Annotated in this window: 19 protein-coding genes; 16 read left to right on the top strand and 3 right to left on the bottom strand. The window is 55.9% G+C overall.

The features are described from left to right. Positions 1-110: 110 nt before the first annotated feature. Together opgB and EoCCA6_RS15100 are read left to right on the top strand one after the other, a co-directional pair. Positions 111-2,402: a phosphatidylglycerol--membrane-oligosaccharide glycerophosphotransferase gene (opgB, locus tag EoCCA6_RS15105; RefSeq protein ID WP_152083337.1), complete on the top strand. Its 2,292-nt coding sequence runs from the start codon at positions 111-113 to the stop codon at positions 2,400-2,402. 9 nt (positions 2,403-2,411) lie between these two features. Continuing rightward, positions 2,412-2,915, top strand: a complete 504-nt coding sequence (locus EoCCA6_RS15100) for a GNAT family N-acetyltransferase (RefSeq protein WP_152083336.1) — start codon at positions 2,412-2,414, stop codon at positions 2,913-2,915. 76 nt (positions 2,916-2,991) lie between these two features. Here EoCCA6_RS15100 and tsr read toward each other — a convergent pair whose 3' ends face one another. The 3 genes from tsr to hpaR all read right to left on the bottom strand — a co-directional run bounded on the left by tsr (position 2,992) and on the right by hpaR (position 6,266). After that, entirely contained in the window at positions 2,992-4,656 is a 1,665-nt protein-coding gene (gene tsr / locus EoCCA6_RS15095) for a methyl-accepting chemotaxis protein (RefSeq protein WP_152083335.1), read from the bottom strand. A 122-nt stretch (positions 4,657-4,778) separates the two neighbouring features. Continuing rightward, positions 4,779-5,492 (bottom strand): hypothetical protein, encoded by a 714-nt coding sequence (locus EoCCA6_RS15090; protein WP_152083334.1) that lies wholly within the window; start codon positions 5,490-5,492, stop codon positions 4,779-4,781. Between the two features lie 336 nt (positions 5,493-5,828). Then, a complete protein-coding gene (hpaR, locus tag EoCCA6_RS15085) occupies positions 5,829-6,266 on the bottom strand; it encodes a homoprotocatechuate degradation operon regulator HpaR (protein ID WP_152083333.1) in 438 nt (145 codons plus the stop codon). A 268-nt stretch (positions 6,267-6,534) separates the two neighbouring features. On the opposite strand from hpaR, the gene hpaG reads away from it, so the two are divergent. The 14 genes from hpaG to yjiA all read left to right on the top strand — a co-directional run bounded on the left by hpaG (position 6,535) and on the right by yjiA (position 21,540). Further along, positions 6,535-7,821, top strand: coding sequence for a 4-hydroxyphenylacetate degradation bifunctional isomerase/decarboxylase (hpaG, locus tag EoCCA6_RS15080; protein ID WP_152083332.1), 1,287 nt, complete (start codon positions 6,535-6,537; stop codon positions 7,819-7,821). Further along, a complete protein-coding gene (gene hpaE / locus EoCCA6_RS15075; protein WP_152083331.1) occupies positions 7,818-9,284 on the top strand; it encodes a 5-carboxymethyl-2-hydroxymuconate semialdehyde dehydrogenase in 1,467 nt (488 codons plus the stop codon). Before hpaG ends, hpaE begins: the two co-directional genes overlap by 4 nt. Before the next feature lie 2 nt (positions 9,285-9,286). Then, positions 9,287-10,138 (top strand): 3,4-dihydroxyphenylacetate 2,3-dioxygenase, encoded by an 852-nt coding sequence (gene hpaD / locus EoCCA6_RS15070; protein WP_152083330.1) that lies wholly within the window; start codon positions 9,287-9,289, stop codon positions 10,136-10,138. A 9-nt stretch (positions 10,139-10,147) separates the two neighbouring features. Then, positions 10,148-10,528 (top strand): 5-carboxymethyl-2-hydroxymuconate Delta-isomerase, encoded by a 381-nt coding sequence (locus tag EoCCA6_RS15065; RefSeq protein WP_152083329.1) that lies wholly within the window; start codon positions 10,148-10,150, stop codon positions 10,526-10,528. 129 nt (positions 10,529-10,657) lie between these two features. Then, positions 10,658-11,461, top strand: coding sequence for a 2-oxo-hept-4-ene-1,7-dioate hydratase (gene hpaH, locus EoCCA6_RS15060; RefSeq protein WP_152083328.1), 804 nt, complete (start codon positions 10,658-10,660; stop codon positions 11,459-11,461). Positions 11,462-11,470: 9 nt separating this feature from the next. Beyond that, the gene (gene hpaI / locus EoCCA6_RS15055; RefSeq protein ID WP_152083327.1) at positions 11,471-12,268 is read left to right on the top strand and encodes a 4-hydroxy-2-oxoheptanedioate aldolase; all 798 of its coding nucleotides are present in this window, start codon (positions 11,471-11,473) and stop codon (positions 12,266-12,268) included. Between the two features lie 21 nt (positions 12,269-12,289). Next, on the top strand, positions 12,290-13,624 hold the full coding sequence (gene hpaX, locus EoCCA6_RS15050) for a 4-hydroxyphenylacetate permease (RefSeq protein ID WP_152083326.1): 1,335 nt from the start codon (positions 12,290-12,292) through the stop codon (positions 13,622-13,624). A gap of 8 nt (positions 13,625-13,632) precedes the next feature. Continuing rightward, a complete protein-coding gene (gene hpaA / locus EoCCA6_RS15045; protein ID WP_152083325.1) occupies positions 13,633-14,523 on the top strand; it encodes a 4-hydroxyphenylacetate catabolism regulatory protein HpaA in 891 nt (296 codons plus the stop codon). A 218-nt stretch (positions 14,524-14,741) separates the two neighbouring features. Then, positions 14,742-16,304 carry a 4-hydroxyphenylacetate 3-monooxygenase, oxygenase component gene (gene hpaB, locus EoCCA6_RS15040; protein WP_152083324.1) on the top strand — a complete coding sequence of 521 codons (1,563 nt, stop codon included), beginning with the start codon at positions 14,742-14,744 and terminating at the stop codon, positions 16,302-16,304. Positions 16,305-16,321: 17 nt separating this feature from the next. Then, positions 16,322-16,834, top strand: a complete 513-nt coding sequence (locus EoCCA6_RS15035; RefSeq protein ID WP_152083323.1) for a 4-hydroxyphenylacetate 3-monooxygenase reductase subunit — start codon at positions 16,322-16,324, stop codon at positions 16,832-16,834. Between the two features lie 180 nt (positions 16,835-17,014). Beyond that, the gene (locus EoCCA6_RS15030; RefSeq protein WP_152083322.1) at positions 17,015-17,905 is read left to right on the top strand and encodes a helix-turn-helix transcriptional regulator; all 891 of its coding nucleotides are present in this window, start codon (positions 17,015-17,017) and stop codon (positions 17,903-17,905) included. Positions 17,906-18,122: 217 nt separating this feature from the next. After that, positions 18,123-20,276, top strand: coding sequence for a carbon starvation CstA family protein (locus EoCCA6_RS15025; RefSeq protein ID WP_152083321.1), 2,154 nt, complete (start codon positions 18,123-18,125; stop codon positions 20,274-20,276). Between the two features lie 96 nt (positions 20,277-20,372). Beyond that, complete coding sequence (locus EoCCA6_RS15020) at positions 20,373-20,576, top strand: YbdD/YjiX family protein (protein WP_003856610.1); 204 nt, start codon at positions 20,373-20,375, stop codon at positions 20,574-20,576. Positions 20,577-20,586: 10 nt separating this feature from the next. Continuing rightward, positions 20,587-21,540, top strand: coding sequence for a GTPase (yjiA, locus tag EoCCA6_RS15015; protein ID WP_152083320.1), 954 nt, complete (start codon positions 20,587-20,589; stop codon positions 21,538-21,540). Positions 21,541-21,843: the final 303 nt, after the last annotated feature.

Genomic DNA, 21,843 nt, shown 5'->3' with positions numbered 1-21,843 from the left:
CACATTTTCGTGACACTAAAATTGCAGCTAAACGTCATCGCAATTACATTGTATTACCCAAAAAATAATCACTTAGCCAGCGAAGTAACTGGCATCATGAGGATATGCAGTTGTCAGAGTTAATGTCCCTTATCCTTTTTCTGGCTTCCGTCGGCATCTACGCCTGGAAAGCTGGCCGTAACACCTGGTGGTTTATTGCTACCCTGGCGGTGCTCGGCATTTTTGTTATTTTGAACATTACCTTATACGCCAGCGATTACTTTACCGGTGACGGTATTAACGATGCCGTACTCTATACCCTCACCAACAGTCTGACCGGCGCGGGAGTTAGTAAGTACATACTTCCTGGTTTGGGTGTGGTCGTTGCACTGGTGACCATCTTTGGCGCACTGGCCTGGATACTGCGCCGTCGCCGCCACCATCCACACCATATGGGCTACAGTCTGTTGGCGCTTTTCCTTGCGCTGGCCTCGGTGGATGCCAGCCCGGCGTTCCACCAGATCACCGAACTGGTGAAATCTCAGTCGCGCGATGGCGACCCGGATTTCGTTGCGTACTATAAAGAGCCTTCGAAGAAGATCGACAACCCGAAGCTCAATCTGGTCTACATCTACGGCGAAAGCCTGGAACGGACCTATTTTGATAACGATGCCTTCCCGAATCTGACCCCGGAACTTGGCGCGTTAAAAAACGAAGGCATCGACTTCAGCCACACCATGCAACTCCCCGGCACCGATTACACCATCGCTGGGATGGTTGCATCCCAGTGCGGTATCCCGCTGTTCGCCCCGTTTGAAGGCAACGCATCGGCGTCTATGTCGAGCTTCTTCCCGCAGAATATCTGCCTTGGCGATATCCTGAAAAATTCCGGCTACGAAAACTACTTTATGCAGGGCGCTAACCTGCGTTTCGCCGGGAAAGACGTGTTCCTGAAATCGCACGGTTTTGAGCATCTTTACGGCTCGGAAGAGTTAAAAACCACGGTGGCAGACCCGTCCTATCGCAACGACTGGGGTTTCTACGACGATACCGTTCTTGATGAAACCTGGAAAAAATTTGAAGAACTGTCCCGCTCCGGCAAGCGTTTTTCCCTCTTTGCCCTGACCGTAGACACCCACCACCCTGATGGCTTTGTGTCACGCACCTGTAAACGCAAAAGCTATGATATTAATGGCAAAAACAACAAATCCTTCAGCGCTGTCACCTGCAGCCAGGAGCATATCGCCGCGTTAATCGAGAAAATCAAAGCCTCGCCGTACTTTAAAAACACGGTGATCGTCGTCTCGTCTGACCATCTGGCGATGAAAAATACCGCGTGGGATGAACTGAACAAACAGGATCGCAGCAACCTGTTCTTCGTGCTGCGCGGCGATCGGCCCCAGCAGGAAGTGATTGCCACAAAACGCAATTCGATGGATAACGGCGCAACCGTGCTGGATATTCTGGGCGGGGATAACTTTATCGGACTTGGCCGCAGTACGCTGTCCGGGCAGTCGCTGTCGGAAGTTTTCCTCAACATGAAGGAGAAAATCCTCGCGTGGAAGCCAGATATCATTCGCCTGTGGAACTTCCCGAAAGAGATGAAGGAATTCACCATCGACCAGGATAAAAATATGATTGCCTTCTCCGGCAGTCATTTCCGCCTGCCGCTGCTGCTGCGCGTTTCGGATAACCGCGTCGAACCGCTGCCGGAAAGCGAATATTCCGCGCCGCTGCGATTCCAGCTGGCCGATTTCGCCCCACGCGATAATTTCGTCTGGATCGACCGCTGCTACAAAATGGGCCAGCTCTGGTCTCAACCGCTGTCGCTTTCTACCGACTGGTGTGTCTCTCAGGGGCAACTGGGCGGGCAGCAAACTGTTCAGCACGTTGATAAACCACACTGGAAGGGTAAAACGGCGTTTAACGATACGGTTATCGATACGGCGCGCTATCAGCGTAACGTCGATATGCTGAAAATCGTCGACAACGACATTCGTTACAAGGCGGACAGCTTTATCTTTAACGTAGCCGGAGCCCCGGAAGAGGTTAAACAGTTCAGCGGTATCTCCCGCCCTGAATCCTGGGGACGCTGGTCCAACGCGCAACTGGGTGATGAGGTGAAAATTGAATACACCCATCCGCTGCCGGAAAAATTCGATCTGGTGATCACCGCCAAAGCGTTTGGCCCGAATGCTAACCGCCCTGTGCCGGTACGGGTTGGCGATACCGAACAGATGCTGACGCTCGGCAACGACATCACCACTACCACGCTGCATTTCGATAACCCGTCGCGCAGCAATACCGTGGTGATTGTGCCGCCCGATCCGCAATCCACGAATGAAGGCAACATCCTCGGCCACTCCCCGCGCAAGCTGGGCATCGGAATGGTGGAAATCAAAATAGTAAGTCGCGCAGGCTAACGGTTCGCTATGCTGAACTTTCGTCTGACAACCGATAAAGACATCGCCGCTCTGCCCGCCATTGAACGCGCTGCTGGTCAGCGCTTTAGTGAATGGCCAGCCCTGGCGTGGCTTGCTGACAGCCCCGTCATCTCCGTCGGGGAACACCGGCGCTACGCTGAAAAGGGAATGAGCTGGCTGGCACTGGCGGAGGAAAAACCGGTTGGTTTTATTCTTGCAGAGGTGCATCCCTCATCGCTGTTTATTGTGGAACTCTCGGTTCATCTGGACTGGCAGGGAAAGGGCGCAGGCCGGCAGCTCATCTCGTGTGTCGCAGACACGGCCCGCACGTTGGGGCTAACTTCGCTGACGTTGACGACATTTCGCGACGTGCCGTGGAATGCGCCCTTTTATGCGCGGCTGGGGTTTGAAATGATCGCGGTGCTAACGCCTGAACTGCACCAGAAACGAGAGGAAGAAACGGCGCACGGTTTAGCGTATGAATCCCGCTGCGCCATGCGCCTGCCTCTGTAATATCGCCGCTTACCGGGCCTACAAAAACTGCACGCGCCGGGTCAGGCAAAACCGTCACCCGGCGCAACGCACGGTGTTAGAACGTTTCCCAGTTATCACCCGCATCGGCCGTCGCAGTTTTACGCGCCATTACCGGAGCAGCAACGGTTTTCGCGGAGGCAAGCTCACGCGCTTTCATCTGCTCCTGTTGAATGCGGAACACCGCGACCGCCTGCGTCAGACGGCTCGCCTGCTCTTCCAGCGCTGCCGCCGCAGCAGCAGACTCTTCCACCAGCGAGGCGTTCTGCTGAGTCACGCGATCCATCTCAGCCACCGCCAGGCCGACCTGGTCAATACCGCGGCTCTGCTCGTCAGAGGCAGAGGCAATTTCGCCCATGATGTCGGTCACGCGGGTAACCGCATTAACGATTTCGCCCATCGTCTCACCAGCGCTTTCAACCAGCGTAGAGCCAAGCTCAACCCGCCCGACAGAATCTTCAATCAGGCTCTTAATTTCACGGGCCGCCTGAGCGCTACGCTGCGCCAGGTTACGCACCTCACCGGCAACCACCGCAAAACCACGTCCCTGCTCACCTGCACGAGCGGCTTCAACCGCGGCGTTAAGAGCAAGAATGTTGGTCTGGAAAGCAATGCCGTCGATCACGCTAATAATGTCTGCGATTTTCTGGGAACTGCCCGCGATATCACGCATGGTTTGCACCACGTTATCTACCACTTTACCGCCTTTCTGCGCGGTTTCAGATGCGCTCAGCGCCAGGTTACTCGCCTGACGGGCGTTCTCGGCGTTCTGTTTCACGGTGGCAGTCAGTTGTTCCATGCTGGCCGCGGTCTCTTCCAGGGAAGCGGCCTGCTGTTCAGTACGTGACGAGAGATCGTTATTGCCCATTGAGATCTCGCTCGCACCGCTGTAGATAGCGTTTGCACCGTTACGCACGTCGCCAACGGTACGCACCAGCTCGCCCTGCATGTGGCGCAGCGAGTCGGCCAGCATACCCATTTCGTTAGAGCCTTCCACATCGATACGCTTCACCAGATCGCCGCTGGCGATATGGCGGATACTGTCGATCAGACGGTTCATCGGAGAAATCAGCGCCTGCTTAATGCCCAGCCAGACGGCAACGATCACCACCAGTACAGCCACCAGCACACTAATCAGCACCCAGATAGCCTGGCTGTAGGAGCTATTGCTGTCTTTCACCGCCGTTTCGTACAGCTTGTCGTTCTGCTGCAGGTAGTTCACGTACTGCTTCTCAAAGCCATCCTGGTAGCTCTGGGTCGGCTGGTCGAAGAAGTCGTTAATTTTGCCTGCACCCAACAGCTGGATCAGTTCAGCCAGCGCACCGTGATAGATATCGTAGTTACGCTTGATCTCCATCGCGGCGGCCTCGCTCTGACGCGGGTCACGTGGCAGAGCCTCGTAGTCAGCCCAGTTTTTTTCCGCCTGTTTCAGAGAGGCAGACGCAATCTGCATCAAATCAGAAACGGTCGCGCCGCTGCCGATATTGTTCTGATCCATCATGTAGCGGATGCCTGCGCGGTTCAGGGTATTACGGGTTTGCAGCAGCGCCACCCAGCTACCGTTCAGGGTGGATTGTTGCTGACGAATGGTTTGCAGGACGGTGAAGTTCTCTTTGTCATGCTTGAGAGCATTGAAGAAAAGACCACCGGAAGTGAGTTGTAAAAGGCCAAAAATAGCTAAGACCAGCAATAAACTGGTGACAATCTTGATACGGTTTAACATGTTTTCTCTTTCCATCAGACAGATAACAGGATTTTCGGCCTGGGAAAGGAAAACTTTACGAAAAACGTACTATTAATAGTGATATTTCCATCAGGACACCATGTTGAGGTGTTACGAAACGATTAACCCCCAATCTGCGAGGCACACGATTTCATTCTTTTGCTGTATTCCTCAAAGTACGTACTCACCGCAACGTAGGCTTTATGACCGTTAATCATAAAATTCACCCCGGCGGTTTGTTCATCATCATTTTTCATGACAACACGCCCTCCACTGATAGCAGTTTGTAGTGCTGCAAAGTCAGGTGTAGCCAGTACAAGATTGGTTTGTATATTACGTAATTTTCTTTTGAGCGCAAAAAGTGATTCAAGTGCTAATAGTCTAAATGCTTTATCATCGATATTAAGGTATGAGCTCGACGCAATAAACATACACTGTGCAATTTGAGAAGCCAGATCATAGTTATGGCTTTGAATATCTAATGCATATCGTTTGTTATAAATTGTACCAACTGCGCCAGCACTCCCTCCGACTATAATCGTTTCTGTAGATTTTGTCGCAAGTCCAATTGCACTGGTCAATAAGCCAATAAAGGTGACCTCTCCCGCAGCGCTGGCTTGCATTCTTTTTTTATCAGCTTCGCGTTCCCATAGAGTTGCGTAAAATGCAAATCTTTCGTTCACATCACTCAAACTGTTCAGGGAGTATTCAGAAAACTTACACATTTTCTTACTACTATCACGACAATTATCATCCAAATCAACAACAGGGACAGGTAAAGGGCTTGTACATGCGGTCAAAAAAAGGATAAAGAATGATGCTATTGTCTTTTTCATCCTGAGATACCCCTACCGCGAATACAGGGTGAAATTTATAACATGGGCCCCATCAGCATCAATATCCGCATCAGAAATATAATAAACGTGTTCCCCAAAAGGGGTTTGCGCAAGATATATCACTACGGGAGGATTACCCTCCGTATCACTTTTAATCTCCGCCAGCACCGACATATTCACCACCTGAATATAACATAAGTAACTGTACATTTTCAGTTATAGACAGGCGAATTAGTTTTGTCACTACGACTTATTCATTGTGATAAAAATATAAAAACTAAACCTTTTATCAATGCTTCCCTCTCCTTTATCAGAAGAGGGCAGAATAAAAGACAACTATTCACTGCGTTCGGCGAGATGCCGGTTCCCCAGTTCAATAAACTCTTCCAGCAAAGCCGTGAGCTGTTTCATCTTCTCTGGCGTGTATTCCGCCTCAATCTGCTGGTACGCCTCTTCCACCTGCGCCTGGGCGTGCTCATACAGCGCGTTGCCCTCTTTGGTCAGCGACACGTACAGCTTGCGCTGGTCATTCACCGGCTTTAAGCGCAGCACCAGGCCGTCGCGCTCCATACGCGTGAGAATGCCCGTCAGGCTCGGCCGCAAGATGCAGGTACGAAACGCCAGGTCGTGAAAATCCATCGACGGATGTTCGGCCAGCACCCGCACGATGCGCCACTGCTGCTCGGTCAGGTTATGCCGCTTCACAATCGGGCGGAAGTAGGACATCGCCGCTTCCCGCGCCTGCAACAGCGCGATAGTTAATGAATCATGCATAGCCACCTCCGAAAATCATTAACAAGTAAACAATTCAATAATGATGTTTTTATAAACAGCCTGTTTTACGTCAAAAAGTCTAACAGAAACAACCTGATTTTATTAACTATATGATAAATATATTCTTTATGGTTTATATGTAAATTTATTGTTATTCATATCACAAATTTTTCACTTCTGATTGCGAAACGAACAGCAAAAGCATAAAACCAGATCATTAACATATTAATGAAATCGATATCGGAAATCCGGCCTGAGGAATATGTCAATGAAAGGTACTGTTTTTGCCGTAGCGCTGAACCATCAAAGCCAGCGTGAAGCCTGGGGTGAGGCGTTTGAAAAAGCCCCCTACAACACGCCGCCGAAAACCGCCGTCTGGTTTATCAAGCCGCATAACACCGTGATCCGCACGGGTGAGCCGATCCCGTTCCCGCAGGGCGAAACGGTCTTAAGTGGCGCGACAGTGGCGCTGGTGGTCGGCAAAATAGCCAGTAAGGTACGTGTGGAAGACGCACCGGAGTACATCGCCGGATATGCGCTGGCGAACGAAGTGAGCCTGCCGGAAGAGAGCTTTTACCGCCCGGCGATCAAAGCCAAATGCCGCGACGGATTTTGTCCGCTGGGTGAAATGACCACCGTTGATAACGTTGATAACGTTGATAACCTGACCATCATCACCGAAATCAACGGTCGCGAAGCGGACCACTGGAACACCGCCGATCTTCAGCGCAATGCCGCCGAACTGCTCAGCGCCCTGAGCGAATTCGCCACCCTCAACCCCGGCGATGCGATCCTGCTCGGCACGCCGCACTCACGCGTGCCGCTGCAGCCGGGCGATCGTGTGCGCATTCTGGCGAAAGGTTTTCCGCCGCTGGAAAACCCGGTGGTGGATGAGCGCGACGTTGCCATCGCTCACGGCCCGCACCCGCACGCCACGCTCTTCGCCCTCGGGCTGAACTACGCCGACCACGCCAGCGAACTGGCGTTTACGCCGCCCACCGAGCCGCTGGTATTTATCAAAGCCCCCAACACCTTCAACGGCGATAACCAGACCTCGGTACGCCCGAACAACGTTGAATATATGCACTACGAAGCGGAGCTGGTGGTGGCCATCGGCAAAACCGCCCGCAAGGTGAGCGAAGCCGAGGCAATGGACGTTGTTGCGGGCTACACAGTCTGTAACGACTACGCCATCCGCGACTACCTGGAAAACTACTACCGCCCGAACCTGCGGGTGAAAAGTCGCGACGGGCTGACCCCCATCAGCCCGAACATCGTGCCAAAAGAAGCCATTCCCGAGCCGCACAACCTTCGCCTTCGCACCTTCGTCAACGGCGAATTGCGTCAGGAAGGCACCACGGCAGATCTGATCTTCAGCATCCCGTTCCTGATTGCGTACCTGAGCGATTTTATGACCCTGCAGCCGGGCGACATGATTGCCACCGGCACCCCCAAAGGGCTGTCCGACGTGGTACCGGGTGACGAAGTGGTGGTGGAAGTGGAAGGCGTGGGCCGCCTGGTGAACCGGATTGTCAGCGAGGAGACTGCAAAATGAAAAAGATTAACCACTGGATCAACGGTAAAAACGTCGCCGGAAGCGACTACTTCCACACCACCAACCCGGCCTCCGGCGAGGTATTAGCGGAAGTCGCCTCAGGCGGTGAAACCGAGATCCATCAGGCCGTTGCCGCCGCTAAAGAAGCCTTCCCGAAATGGGCCAACCTGCCGATGAAAGAGCGCGCGCGCCTGATGCGTCGGCTGGGCGATCTGATTGACCAGAACGTGCCCGAGATCGCCGCCATGGAAACCGCCGATACCGGCCTGCCGATCCACCAGACCAAAAACGTGCTCATTCCACGCGCCTCGCACAACTTCGAGTTCTTCGCCGAAGTGTGCCAGCAGATGAACGGCAAAACCTATCCGGTCGACGACAAAATGCTGAACTACACCCTGGTGCAGCCGGTCGGGGTTTGCGCGCTGGTGTCGCCGTGGAACGTGCCGTTTATGACCGCCACCTGGAAGGTCGCGCCGTGCCTGGCGCTGGGCAACACGGCGGTGCTGAAGATGTCTGAACTCTCCCCGCTGACTGCCGATCGTCTGGGCGAACTGGCGCTGGAAGCGGGCATCCCGGCGGGCGTGCTGAACGTGGTGCAGGGCTACGGTGCCACGGCGGGCGACGCGCTGGTGCGCCACCACGACGTTCGCGCCGTCTCTTTTACCGGCGGCACCGCCACCGGGCGCAACATCATGAAAAACGCCGGGCTGAAGAAATACTCCATGGAGCTGGGCGGCAAATCCCCGGTGCTGATATTTGAAGATGCCGACATTGAGCGCGCGCTGGACGCCGCCCTGTTCACCATCTTCTCCATTAACGGCGAGCGCTGCACCGCAGGCTCACGCATCTTCATCCAGCAGAGCATCTACCCGGAATTCGTCAAACGCTTTGCCGAACGCGCCAACCGCCTGCGCGTGGGCGACCCGACCGATCCGAACACCCAGATTGGCGCGCTGATCAGCAAGCAGCACTGGGAGAAAGTCTCCGGCTATATCCGCCTCGGCATTGAGGAAGGCGCGACCCTGCTGGCGGGCGGCCCGGACAAACCAACCGATCTGCCTGCGCACCTGCAAGGCGGCAACTTCCTGCGCCCGACCGTGCTGGCGGACGTCGACAACCGGATGCGCGTGGCGCAGGAGGAGATCTTCGGGCCGGTGGCCTGCCTGCTGCCGTTCAAAGACGAAGCGGAAGGTCTGCGTCTGGCGAACGACGTCGAGTACGGTCTGGCGTCATACATCTGGACGCAGGACGTCAGCAAAGTGCTGCGTCTGGCACGCAACATTGAAGCCGGAATGGTATTTGTGAACACCCAGAACGTGCGCGACCTCCGTCAGCCGTTTGGCGGCGTAAAAGCCTCCGGCACCGGTCGCGAAGGCGGCGAGTACAGCTTCGAGGTCTTCGCGGAGATGAAAAACGTCTGTATCTCCATGGGCGACCATCCGATTCCAAAATGGGGGATCTGATCATGGGAAAATTAGCCTTAGCAGCAAAAATCACACACGTTCCGTCAATGTATCTCTCTGAACTGCCGGGCAAAAACCACGGCTGTCGCCAGTCGGCCATCGACGGGCATAAAGAGATCAGCAAGCGCTGCCGCGAGCTGGGCGTGGACACCATCATCGTGTTCGACACCCACTGGCTGGTGAACAGCGCGTATCACATCAACTGTGCGGATCACTTCTCAGGCGTCTACACCAGCAACGAACTGCCGCACTTTATCCGCGACATGACCTACGACTACGACGGCAACCCGGCACTCGGGCAGCTGATTGCCGACGAAGCGGTGAAGCGCGGCGTGCGCGCCAAAGCGCACAACATCCCGAGCCTCAAGCTGGAGTACGGCACGCTGGTGCCGATGCGCTACATGAACAGCGATAAACATTTCAAAGTGATCTCCATCTCGGCGTTCTGCACGGTTCACGACTTCGCCGACAGCCGCAGGCTCGGTGAGGCCATCATCAGCGCGATTGAAAAATATGACGGCACCGTGGCGGTGCTTGCCAGCGGCTCGCTCTCGCACCGCTTTATCGACGACCAGCGTGCGGAAGAAGGGATGAACAGCTACACCCGCGAGTTCGACCGCCAGATGGACGAGCGCGTGGTGAAGCTGTGGCGCGAAGGCCAGTTCAGGGAGTTTTGCAGCATGCTGCCGGAGTACGCCGACTACTGCTACGGCGAGGGCAACATGCACGACACGGTGATGCTGCTGGGGATGCTCGGCTGGGACAAGTACGAGGGCAAGGTGGAGTTTCTCACCGAGCTGTTCGCCAGCTCCGGCACCGGCCAGGTCAACGCCGTTTTCCCGCTGCCCGCGTAAGGAGCCACCATGCCGCACTTTATTGCTGAATGTACCGACAATATTCGCGAGCAGGCCGACCTGCCGGGGTTGTTCGCCAAAGTGAACGAGGCGCTGGCCGCCACGGGCATTTTCCCGCTCGGCGGCATCCGCAGCCGTGCGCACTGGCTGGATACCTGGCAGATGGCCGACGGGAAGCATGATTACGCCTTTGTGCACATGACGCTGAAGATCGGCGCGGGACGCAGCCTGGAAAGCCGTGAAGAAGTGGCGGAGATGCTGTTTGCGCTGATCAAAACCCACTTTGTAGAGCTAATGGCGAGCCGTTATCTGGCGCTGTCGTTTGAGCTCGCCGAGCTGCACCCGACGCTCAATTACAAACAAAACAACGTGCACGCCTTGTTTAAGTAACGCGCTCGGTCAGTCCCCTCTCCCTGTGGGAGAGGGTTAGGGTGAGGGGATACCACTGCGGCCTGATGCCCTCACCCCGGCCCTCTCCCACGGGGAGAGGGAGAAAACAAATAAAAACAGGATATCGCCATGCTCGACAAACACACCCATACCCTGATCGCCCACCGCCTGCATCAGGCGGAGCAATCCCGCGAGCAGATCCGCCAGATCTCGCTCGACTACCCGACGATCACCATTGACGACGCCTACGCCGTACAGCGCGAATGGGTGAGCCTGAAAATCGCCGAAGGCCGCGTACTGAAAGGCCACAAGATCGGCCTGACCTCAAAAGCGATGCAGGCCAGCTCGCAAATCAGCGAACCGGACTACGGCGCGCTGCTGGATGACATGTTCTTTCATGACGGCTGCGATATCCCCGTCGATCGCTTTATCGTCCCGCGCATCGAAGTGGAGCTGGCGTTCGTGCTGGCGAAACCGCTGCGCGGCCCGAACTGCACCATCTTCGACGTCTATAACGCTACGGATTACGTCATCCCCGCGCTGGAGCTGATTGACGCCCGCTGCCACAACGTTGACCCGGAAACCCAACGCCCGCGCAAAGTGTTCGACACCATCTCCGACAACGCCGCCAACGCTGGCGTGATCCTCGGCGGCCGCCCGATTAAGCCCGACGAGCTGGATCTGCGCTGGATCTCCGCCCTGCTCTACCGCAACGGCGTGATTGAAGAGACTGGCGTCGCCGCAGGCGTGCTTAACCACCCGGCGAACGGCGTGGCGTGGCTGGCAAACAAACTTGCGCCATACGACGTGCAGCTTGAACCGGGCCAGATCATCCTCGGCGGATCGTTCACCCGCCCGGTGGCGGCCAGCAGAGGCGATACCTTCCACGTGGACTACGGCAACATGGGCTCCATCAGTTGCCGTTTTGTTTAGGAGAGAACCATGCAAAACGCTTTCAAAGCAGCGCTGAAATCGGGCCGGCCGCAAATCGGCCTGTGGCTGGGGCTGACCAGCAGCTATAGCGCCGAACTGCTGGCAGGCGCGGGCTTCGACTGGCTGCTGATCGACGGCGAACATGCGCCAAATAACGTGCAGACCGTCTTAACGCAGCTGCAGGCCATCGCGCCATATGCCAGCCAGCCGGTGGTGCGCCCGTCGTGGAACGATCCGGTGCAGATCAAACAGCTTCTGGACATTGGGGCGCAAACCCTGCTGGTGCCAATGGTGCAAAACGCTGACGAAGCGCGTCTGGCGGTAAGTGCCACACGCTATCCCCCCGTGGGCATTCGCGGCGTGGGCAGCGCACTGGCAAGAGCGTCACGCTGGAACCGCATCCCGGATTACCTGCAACAGGCCAACGACGCCATGTGCGTGCTGGTACAGATTGAAACCCGCGAGGCGCTGAAAAATCTGCCGCAGATCCTGGATGTCGAAGGCGTCGATGGCGTGTTTATCGGCCCGGCGGATCTCAGCGCCGACATGGGTTTTGCCGGTAATCCCCAGCACCCCGAAGTTCAGGCGGCGATTGAAAATGCGATCGCGCAGATCCGTGCGGCGGGTAAAGCACCCGGCATCCTGATGGCGAATGAACAACTGGCAAAACGCTATCTCGAACTCGGCGCGCTGTTTGTCGCCGTCGGCGTCGACACCACCCTGCTCGCCCGCAGCGCCGAGGCGCTGGCAGCACGTTTTATCGATAAACCGGTTACGTCAGTCAATAACAATAAATCCGTCTACTGAACGGACGATGTGGAGCGCAACATGACGACCTCAACTCAAGCTGTAGAACATCGCGTGATTAATAAGCTGTTCCGTCGTTTGATCGTGTTTCTCTTTATCCTGTTTGTCTTTTCGTTTCTCGACCGCATTAACATTGGCTTTGCCGGGCTGACGATGGGTAAAGATCTGGGCCTCACCTCCACCATGTTTGGCCTGGCGGCGACGCTGTTTTACGTCACCTACGTACTGTGCGGTATCCCCAGCAACATCATGCTGGCGAAGGTCGGCGCGCGTCGCTGGATCGCCGGGATCATGGTGGTGTGGGGTATCGCCTCCACCTGCACCATGTTCGCCACCAGCCCCGAAACGCTTTACGTGCTGCGCATGCTGGTGGGCATTGCCGAGGCCGGTTTCCTGCCTGGCATTCTGGTCTATCTCACCTGGTGGTTCCCGGCCTATCACCGCGCCCGTGCCAACGCGCTGTTTATGATCGCCATGCCGGTGACCATGATGCTCGGCTCGATCCTCTCCGGGTACATTCTGGCGATGGACGGGCTGTGGAACCTCAAAGGCTGGCAGTGGCTGTTCCTGCTGGAAGGGCTGCCGTCGGTCGTGCTCGGCGTGGTGACCTGGTTTTACCTCAACGACACGCCGGATCAGGCCACCTGGCTGGATGAGGACGAAAAACAGGCGCTGAAAACGATGATCGCCCGCGAGCAGGAGATCGCCGTTGCCCAATCCGTCACGCCACGATCGACGCTTCGCGAAGTGCTAACGCCCGCAGTGCTGCTCTATACGCTGGCCTACTTCTGCCTGACCAACACGCTGAGCGCGATCAACATCTGGACGCCGCAGATCCTGCAGAGCTTCAACACCGGCAGCAGCAACATTGTGATCGGCCTGCTGGCGGCGATCCCGCAGTTTTGCACCATCCTCGGGATGATCTGGTGGAGCCGCCGCTCCGACAGGCTGAAAGAGCGAAAAAAGCACACCATCCTGCCGTACCTGTTCGCGGCGGCGGGATGGATGCTCGCCTCGGCAACCGATCACAGCCTGATCCAGCTGCTTGGCATCATCATGGCCTCAACCGGATCGTTTACCGCCATGGCGATATTCTGGACCACGCCGGATCAGGTTATTAGCCTGCAGTCCCGCGCGGTGGCGCTGGCGGTGATTAACGCCATCGGCAACGTCGGTTCAGCCGTCAGCCCGCTGTTAATCGGCATCCTGCGCGACGCGACCGGCAGCTTCAGTTCGGGGCTGTGGTTCGTCGCCGGGCTGCTGGTGGTCGGCGCGCTGGTGCTGACGCGTATTCCGATGACGCAGCGGGAGAGCCAGGTGCGTGAACCCAATATTGCGGCGCAGAAGATCCATTAGGGGCGATGATGTGCCAGAGTCCGATCGCTAACATCGACATCAGCAAAGAGTACGACGAAAGTCTGGGCACCGACGATGTGCATTACCAGTCGTTCGCCCGCATGGCGGCCTTCTTTGGCCGCGACATGCAGGCGCATCGCCACGACCAGTATTTTCAGATGCACTTTCTCGATACCGGTCAGATTGAGCTTCAGCTCGACGATCACCGCTACTCGGTGCAGGCTCCGCTGTTCGTCCTCACGCCGCCGTCGGTGCCGCACGCGTTTATCACCGAATCGGACAGCGACGGGCACGTGCTGACGGTGCGCGAGGATCTGATCTGGCCGCTGCTGGAGGTGCTCTACCCCGGCACGCGTGAAGCGTTTGGCCTGCCGGGTATCTGCCTGTCGCTGGCGGATAAACCGGACGAACTGGCAGCGCTGAAACACTACTGGCAGCTGATCGCGCGAGAATCCACCGCGCAACTGCCGGGCCGTGAGCATACGCTGACGCTGTTAGCCCAGGCGGTTTTCACCCTGCTACTGCGCAATGCGAAGCTCGACGACCACGCTGCAGGCGGTATGCGCGGCGAGCTGAAGCTGTTCCAGCGCTTCAATCAGCTGATTGACGTTCATTACCATGAGCACTGGACGGTGCCGGAATATGCCAGCGAACTGCATCTCACCGAATCTCGCCTGACTGATATCTGCCGCCGCTTCGCCAACCGCCCGCCGAAACGGCTGATCTTCGACCGTCAGTTGCGCGAAGCCAGGCGTCTGCTGCTTTTCTCCGACAGCGCGGTCAGCGAGATTGCGTGGCAGCTTGGGTTCAAAGATCCGGCCTATTTCGCACGGTTTTTTAACCGCTTAGTGGGGTGCTCGCCAAGTGCATACAGGGCGCAGAAAGTACCGGTGTCATGATTTCCCCGGTGGCGCTGCGCTTACCGGGGCTACGTTCGTAGGGCGGGTAAGCGCAGCGCCACCCGCCTAAAAGCTGCACAGATCACAAATCTTCCTCACGCCCGAAAAGTACCCGTCGTTGTCCCAATCGTCCCTTCACGTCGCCCCGCTCTCAGGCTTCAATTAAACAACAAAAACAAAACATATATTTAACAACTTTATTCCGATACGAGGTCCCTATGAAGCCTGAAGATTTCCGCGCCGATGCCAAACGTCCGTTAACCGGCGAAGAGTATTTAAAAAGCCTGCAGGACGGTCGTGAGATTTATATCTACGGCGAGCGCGTCAAAGACGTCACCACCCACCCGGCCTTTCGCAACGCGGCGGCCTCCATCGCGCAGATGTACGATGCGCTGCACAAGCCGGAGATGCAGGACACGCTGTGCTGGGGCACCGACACCGGCAGCGGCGGCTACACCCACAAGTTCTTCCGCGTGGCGAAAAGCACCGACGACCTGCGCCAGCAGCGTGATGCCATCGCCGAATGGTCGCGCCTGAGCTACGGCTGGATGGGCCGCACCCCGGATTACAAGGCGGCGTTTGGCTGTGCTCTGGGGGCTAACCCGGCGTTCTACGGCCAGTTCGAACAGAACGCCCGCAACTGGTACACCCGCATTCAGGAAACCGGCCTGTACTTTAACCACGCTATCGTTAACCCACCGATCGACCGCCACAAACCGGCGGACGAGGTGAAAGACGTTTACATCAAGCTGGAGAAAGAGACCGACGCCGGGATTATCGTCAGCGGTGCGAAAGTGGTAGCGACCAACTCGGCGCTGACCCACTACAACATGATCGGCTTTGGCTCTGCGCAGGTGATGGGCGAAAACCCGGACTTCGCGCTGATGTTCGTCGCGCCGATGGATGCCGAAGGCGTGAAGCTGATCTCCCGCGCCTCTTACGAGATGGTGGCAGGCGCTACCGGCTCCCCTTACGACTACCCGCTCTCCAGCCGCTTCGATGAGAACGACGCGATCCTGGTGATGGATCATGTGCTGATCCCGTGGGAAAACGTGCTGATCTACCGCGATTTCGACCGCTGCCGTCGCTGGACGATGGAAGGCGGCTTTGCCCGCATGTACCCGCTGCAGGCCTGCGTGCGTCTGGCAGTAAAACTCGATTTCATCACCGCCCTGCTGAAAAAATCGCTGGAGTGCACCGGCACGCTGGAGTTCCGCGGCGTGCAGGCTGATCTCGGTGAAGTGGTGGCCTGGCGCAACATGTTCTGGGCGCTGAGCGACTCCATGTGCTCCGAAGCGACGCCGTGGGTGAACGGCGCGTACCTGCCGGATCACGCGGCGCTGCAGACCTACCGCGTGATGGCACCGATGGCCTACGCGAAAATCAAGAACATCATCGAACGTAACGTCACCTCCGGGCTGATCTACCTGCCGTCCAGCGCCCGCGACCTGAATAACCCGCAGATCGACCAGTATCTGGCGAAATACGTGCGCGGCTCCAACGGTATGGACCACGTTGAACGCATCAAGATTTTGAAACTGATGTGGGATGCCATCGGCAGCGAGTTTGGCGGCCGTCACGAGCTGTACGAGATCAACTACTCCGGCAGCCAGGATGAGATCCGCCTGCAGTGTCTGCGCCAGGCACAAAGCTCCGGCAATATGGACAAAATGATGGCGTTGGTCGACCGCTGCATGTCCGAGTACGACCAGCACGGCTGGACCGTGCCACACCTGCACAACAACACCGATATCAACATGCTGGACAAGCTGCTGAAATAACGCAGCGGGAGGTTTCAATGCAATCAGATGAACAACGCCTGCGTTTTCGCGACGCGATGGCCAGCCTGTCGGCGGCGGTCAATGTGGTCACCACCGAGGGCGAGGCAGGCCGCTGCGGCATCACCGCCACCGCCGTCTGCTCGGTGACGGACACGCCCCCCTCGATCATGGTCTGCATCAACGCCAACAGCGCCATGAACCCGGTCTTTCAGGGCAACGGCAAACTGTGTGTCAACGTGCTGAACCACGAGCAGGAGATCATGGCCCGTCACTTCGCCGGGATGACCGGCATGGCGATGGACGAGCGTTTTACCCTCTCCTGCTGGCAAACAGGCCCGCTGGGGCAGCCGGTGCTCAGGGGCGCGCTGGCAAGCCTGGAGGGGGAGATTAGCCAGGTGCAAACCATCGGCACGCATCTGGTCTATCTTGTTGAAATAAAAAATATCATTCTCAGTGAAGAGGGCCACGGCCTGATCTATTTCAAACGCCGTTTCCATCCGGTCATGATGGAACTGGAAGCCACCGTTTGACCCGCCTTTGCGCTGGCCCTTCATGGCCAGCGCTGTTCCCCGTAAAAAATCCTAAGGTTTCCGCTAAATCACGCCGTTATATATCCATAAGAGAAATTTTCTGTGTCTGAATACTGACATCCCCTGTCAGTGCTACCCGCATCATTCAGCGCAGACCCATTAAATATACAGGAAGACCTTATGGCTAAATCGACGCGTAGCCGCTCGGCTGAACGTCTGGTCGATATTCTGGTTGAGCTACATTTAAACGGTGCGGTAAACCGCAGTGCGCTGATGGAAAAATTTAAAATTACCGAACGTACCGTCTATCGTGATTTAAATGCCCTCTCTCCGATTGTTGAACATACCGGAAACGGGCTGTATCGGCTGATCCACTCTGCACAATCGCCTGGCACACAAGGACTGCATCACACGATTGCTAACTTCCTGAATGTGGATACTTTTTTCCCTGAAAGAGATGCAGAGTTTTGGCACAAACTTGAAACCAGGGTGGATGAGAATCATATTCTCATTCTGAACGGTGAGGCCGAGAATGAAATCAGCGAGAATATTAACCGCTATTTGCCGATAATTGAGAAATCGATTAAGAATCATAATGTATGCCAGATACAGTATAAAAACAAAACCCGGCTGATTAATCCTTACAAACTCATTAACAAAAAAAACATATGGTATTTACAAGCCACAGAGAATAGCCGGTTAAAATCTTTTTCGCTGAGCCAGATTACCTGGCTGGATATTCAAAGTACGACCTTTATACCCGAAGAAAACGCCGTTGAACTGCTGGAAAAACGCCTCGACCCGTGGGTGTCTGAAGATACTTTCGAAGTGAAAATATTTATCAATCGTAATATTTCTCACTACTTTACGCGCCGCAATTTACTGCCGGAGCAAGAGGTCGTCGGCCAACATAGCGGAGGCATCACGCTACGCTGCCAGGCGGCACATGAAAATCAGATCCTGCCGCTGATTTTCTACTGGCTGCCCAACATTCAAATCCTGGAGCCGGAATGGTTAAAGGATAAGCTCCTTGGAACGCTGGAAAATTATCTTTCGGAGGAGTCAGCGTAGCTAACGTAGTGATCTGAATCACATAATTTCAGCGACTGACGGCGAGCCTTAACCACTCGCCCTCCTTTTTGACCGCTCACCTGGCACTTTCAACCACTCACGCATTTACCGTCCTTTACACGCGCACGGATCTGGCAAGATCGCTCCAGCATTAATCAATACCTCCTCACAACGAACCCTGACCCTTTTTTCTTTACATAAAAAACCAGGTCTTACTATGGATACGAAAAAACTACTGAAGCACGTGCCCTGGGCCTTACTCGGGATCCTCGGCGCTTTCTGTCTGGCGGTTGTCGCATTACGCCGGGGCGAACACGTAAGCGCCCTGTGGATCGTGGTCGCGTCGGTTTCCGTCTACCTTGTGGCTTATCGCTACTACAGCTTGTACATCGCGCAGAAGGTCATGAAGCTCGACCCGACGCGCGCCACTCCGGCGGTCATTAACAACGACGGCCTGAACTACGTGCCAACCAACCGCTACGTGCTGTTTGGTCACCACTTTGCGGCTATTGCAGGCGCGGGCCCGCTGGTCGGCCCGGTACTGGCCGCGCAGATGGGCTACCTGCCGGGTACGCTCTGGCTGCTCGCTGGCGTAGTGCTGGCGGGCGCGGTACAGGACTTTATGGTGCTGTTTATCTCTTCCCGTCGTAACGGTGCCTCTCTGGGTGAGATGGTGAAAGAAGAGATGGGCCGCGTGCCGGGGACTATCGCGCTGTTCGGCTGCTTCCTGATCATGATCATCATCCTCGCGGTGCTGGCGCTGATCGTCGTGAAAGCGCTGGCTGAAAGTCCGTGGGGCGTGTTTACCGTTTGCTCTACCGTGCCGATTGCGCTGTTCATGGGTATCTACATGCGCTTTATCCGTCCGGGACGCGTGGGTGAAGTGTCGGTCATCGGTATCGTGCTGCTGGTTGCCTCAATCTACTTCGGTGGTGTGATTGCGCACGACCCGTACTGGGGTCCGGCGCTGACCTTCAAAGACACCACCATCACCTTCGCGCTGATCGGTTACGCGTTCATCTCTGCCCTTCTGCCGGTATGGCTGATTCTGGCTCCGCGTGACTACCTGGCAACCTTCCTGAAAATCGGCGTTATCGTCGGTCTGGCGATCGGTATCCTGGTGATCAACCCGGATCTGAAAATGCCAGCAGTGACTCAGTACATCGACGGTACTGGCCCACTGTGGAAAGGCGCGCTGTTCCCGTTCCTGTTCATCACCATCGCCTGTGGTGCGGTCTCTGGTTTCCACGCTCTGATTGCATCCGGGACTACACCTAAGCTGTTGGCAAACGAGAAAGACGCACGTCTGATCGGCTACGGTGCCATGCTGATGGAGTCCTTCGTGGCGATCATGGCGCTGGTTGCAGCCTCCATTATCGAACCGGGCCTCTACTTTGCGATGAACACGCCTCCGGCTGGCCTCGGCATTACCATGCCAAACCTGCATGAGATGGGCGGCGACAACGCGGCGCTGATTATGGCGCAACTGAAAGACGCGAGCGCACATGCTGCGGCGACCGTCAGCTCCTGGGGCTTCGTGATTTCGCCTGAGCAGATCATGCAGACCGCGAAGGACATTGGCGAACCGTCCGTACTGAACCGCGCGGGTGGCGCACCGACGCTGGCTGTCGGTATCGCACACGTGTTCCACAAAGTGCTGCCGTGGGCGGACATGGGCTTCTGGTATCACTTCGGTATTCTGTTCGAAGCGCTGTTCATCCTCACCGCACTGGATGCCGGTACTCGTGCGGGCCGCTTTATGCTGCAGGACCTGCTCGGTAACTTCGTGCCGTTCCTGAAGAAAACCGACTCTCTGGTGGCGGGTATTCTCGGTACGGCGGGCTGCGTAGGTCTGTGGGGTTACCTGCTGTATCAGGGCGTTGTCGACCCGCTCGGCGGCGTGAAGAGCCTGTGGCCGCTGTTCGGTATCTCTAACCAGATGCTGGCCGCCGTTGCCCTGGTACTCGGCACTGTCGTCCTCGTGAAGATGAAGCGCACCCAATACATCTGGGTGACCGTGGTACCTGCACTGTGGCTGCTGCTCTGCACCACCTGGGCACTTGGCCTGAAGCTGTTCAGCGCTAACCCACAGCTGGAAGGCTTCTTCTTCATGGCTAACCAGTACAAAGAGAAGATTGCCGCAGGCGGCGCAGACCTGACCGCGCAGCAGATTGCCAACATGAACCACATCGTGGTGAACAACTACACCAACGCAGGTCTGAGCATTCTGTTCCTGGTGGTGGTGTACAGCATCATCTTCTACGGCATCAAAACCTGGTTGAAAGTGCGTAACGCTGACGGCCGCACGGATAAAGAAACCCCGTATGTGCCCGTGCCGGAAGGCGGCGTGAAGACCTCTTCACACCACTAAAAAAATGGCGGGTGGCGCTACGCTGACCCGCCCTACACAGGTACTGTAGGCCCGGATCGCTGCGCGTCACCGGGCTTTTTCTTATCAGGACATGTTATGTTTGGTAACTTAGGCGAAGCGAAAAAATACCTCGGTCAGGCGGCGAAAATGCTGATTGGCATTCCGGACTATGACAACTACGTTGAGCATATGAAGACCAACCATCCGGATAAACCGTACATGACCTATACCGAATTCTTCCGCGAGCGTCAGGAAGCGCGCTACGGCGGAAGTGGAGAAGGCGGCGTCCGCTGCTGCTAAAGGAGAAACCATGACCCCGATTGCCGTCACCCTGCTGACCGGTTTTCTCGGCGCAGGGAAAACCACCCTGCTGCGCCATATTCTGAACGAACAACACGGCTTTAAAATTGCCGTAATCGAAAACGAGTTCGGCGAAGTCTCGGTTGACGATCAGCTGATTGGCGACCGCGCCACGCAGATCAAAACGCTGACCAACGGCTGCATCTGCTGCACCCGCTCCAACGAACTGGAAGATGCCCTGCTGGATCTGCTCGACAGCCGCGATCGCGGGGAGATCGACTTCGACCGCCTGGTGATTGAATGCACCGGCATGGCCGACCCAGGCCCGATTATTCAGACCTTTTTCTCCCACGATATTCTTTGCCAGCGCTACCTGCTGGACGGCGTCATTGCCCTGGTCGATGCGGTTCACGCCGACGAACAGATGAATAAGTTCACCATTGCTCAGTCTCAGGTGGGTTACGCCGACCGCATCCTGCTGACCAAAACCGACGTGGCGGGCGATAGCGAAAAACTGCGCGAGCGCCTGACCCGCATTAACTCACGCGCACCGATTTATACCGTGACGCACGGTAACATCGACCTTTCCCAACTGTTCAATACCAACGGTTTTATGCTGGAAGAGAACATTACCTCAAAACCGCGCTTCCACTTTATGGCCGATAAGCAAAACGACGTCTCCTCTATCGTGGTCGAGCTGGATTATCCGGTGGATATCAGCGAGGTCTCCCGCGTGATGGAGAACCTGCTGCTGTCGTTTGCCGATAAGCTGCTGCGTTATAAAGGAATGCTGTGGATTGACGGCGAGCCGAACCGCCTGCTGTTCCAGGGCGTACAGCGTTTGTATAGCGCCGACTGGGACAGGCCGTGGGGCGATGAACAGCCGCGAAGCGTGATGGTGTTTATAGGATTAGAACTGCCGGAAGATGAGATTCGGGCGGCGTTTACGGGGTTGAGGAAATAACGAGACGCTAAAGCATTGAGCCTACGCTTACCTGTAGGCTCAAAGAAATTTATCTCAACCACTTAGGTATATTATTAGTGGGTAAAGACTCAATGACGTAATAGTCGTCACCATTCGCTATTTATAGCCGAATTTAGAACATAATAAGCCACACCGCCAAGCAGAGATGGAATCAGAACAAATAAAAATATTGAAGTGATTAAGGCACCAGAAAGCGTAAAAATTCTGTATCCTTTTGCTTTATCGCTGAATGCCAGGAATAAGCCATAACAAAATGGCTGAGACAACATTAAAAATAACATA

The organism is Enterobacter oligotrophicus (assembly GCF_009176645.1).
GTDB classification, from domain to species: domain Bacteria; phylum Pseudomonadota; class Gammaproteobacteria; order Enterobacterales; family Enterobacteriaceae; genus Enterobacter; species Enterobacter oligotrophicus.
This window is presented reverse-complemented; position numbering and strand designations above follow the sequence as displayed.

Excerpts from the sequence above, each read along its gene's own strand:
- EoCCA6_RS15100 (WP_152083336.1), top strand. The coding sequence starts at position 2,412 with ATGCTGAACTTTCGTCTGACAACCGATAAAGACATCGCCGCTCTGCCC.
- tsr (WP_152083335.1), bottom strand. The coding sequence starts at position 4,656 with ATGTTAAACCGTATCAAGATTGTCACCAGTTTATTGCTGGTCTTAGCT.
- EoCCA6_RS15090 (WP_152083334.1), bottom strand. The coding sequence starts at position 5,492 with ATGAAAAAGACAATAGCATCATTCTTTATCCTTTTTTTGACCGCATGT.
- hpaR (WP_152083333.1), bottom strand. The coding sequence starts at position 6,266 with ATGCATGATTCATTAACTATCGCGCTGTTGCAGGCGCGGGAAGCGGCG.
- hpaG (WP_152083332.1), top strand. The coding sequence starts at position 6,535 with ATGAAAGGTACTGTTTTTGCCGTAGCGCTGAACCATCAAAGCCAGCGT.
- hpaE (WP_152083331.1), top strand. The coding sequence starts at position 7,818 with ATGAAAAAGATTAACCACTGGATCAACGGTAAAAACGTCGCCGGAAGC.
- hpaD (WP_152083330.1), top strand. The coding sequence starts at position 9,287 with ATGGGAAAATTAGCCTTAGCAGCAAAAATCACACACGTTCCGTCAATG.
- EoCCA6_RS15065 (WP_152083329.1), top strand. The coding sequence starts at position 10,148 with ATGCCGCACTTTATTGCTGAATGTACCGACAATATTCGCGAGCAGGCC.
- hpaH (WP_152083328.1), top strand. The coding sequence starts at position 10,658 with ATGCTCGACAAACACACCCATACCCTGATCGCCCACCGCCTGCATCAG.
- hpaI (WP_152083327.1), top strand. The coding sequence starts at position 11,471 with ATGCAAAACGCTTTCAAAGCAGCGCTGAAATCGGGCCGGCCGCAAATC.
- hpaX (WP_152083326.1), top strand. The coding sequence starts at position 12,290 with ATGACGACCTCAACTCAAGCTGTAGAACATCGCGTGATTAATAAGCTG.
- hpaA (WP_152083325.1), top strand. The coding sequence starts at position 13,633 with ATGTGCCAGAGTCCGATCGCTAACATCGACATCAGCAAAGAGTACGAC.
- hpaB (WP_152083324.1), top strand. The coding sequence starts at position 14,742 with ATGAAGCCTGAAGATTTCCGCGCCGATGCCAAACGTCCGTTAACCGGC.
- EoCCA6_RS15035 (WP_152083323.1), top strand. The coding sequence starts at position 16,322 with ATGCAATCAGATGAACAACGCCTGCGTTTTCGCGACGCGATGGCCAGC.
- EoCCA6_RS15030 (WP_152083322.1), top strand. The coding sequence starts at position 17,015 with ATGGCTAAATCGACGCGTAGCCGCTCGGCTGAACGTCTGGTCGATATT.
- EoCCA6_RS15025 (WP_152083321.1), top strand. The coding sequence starts at position 18,123 with ATGGATACGAAAAAACTACTGAAGCACGTGCCCTGGGCCTTACTCGGG.
- EoCCA6_RS15020 (WP_003856610.1), top strand. The coding sequence starts at position 20,373 with ATGTTTGGTAACTTAGGCGAAGCGAAAAAATACCTCGGTCAGGCGGCG.
- yjiA (WP_152083320.1), top strand. The coding sequence starts at position 20,587 with ATGACCCCGATTGCCGTCACCCTGCTGACCGGTTTTCTCGGCGCAGGG.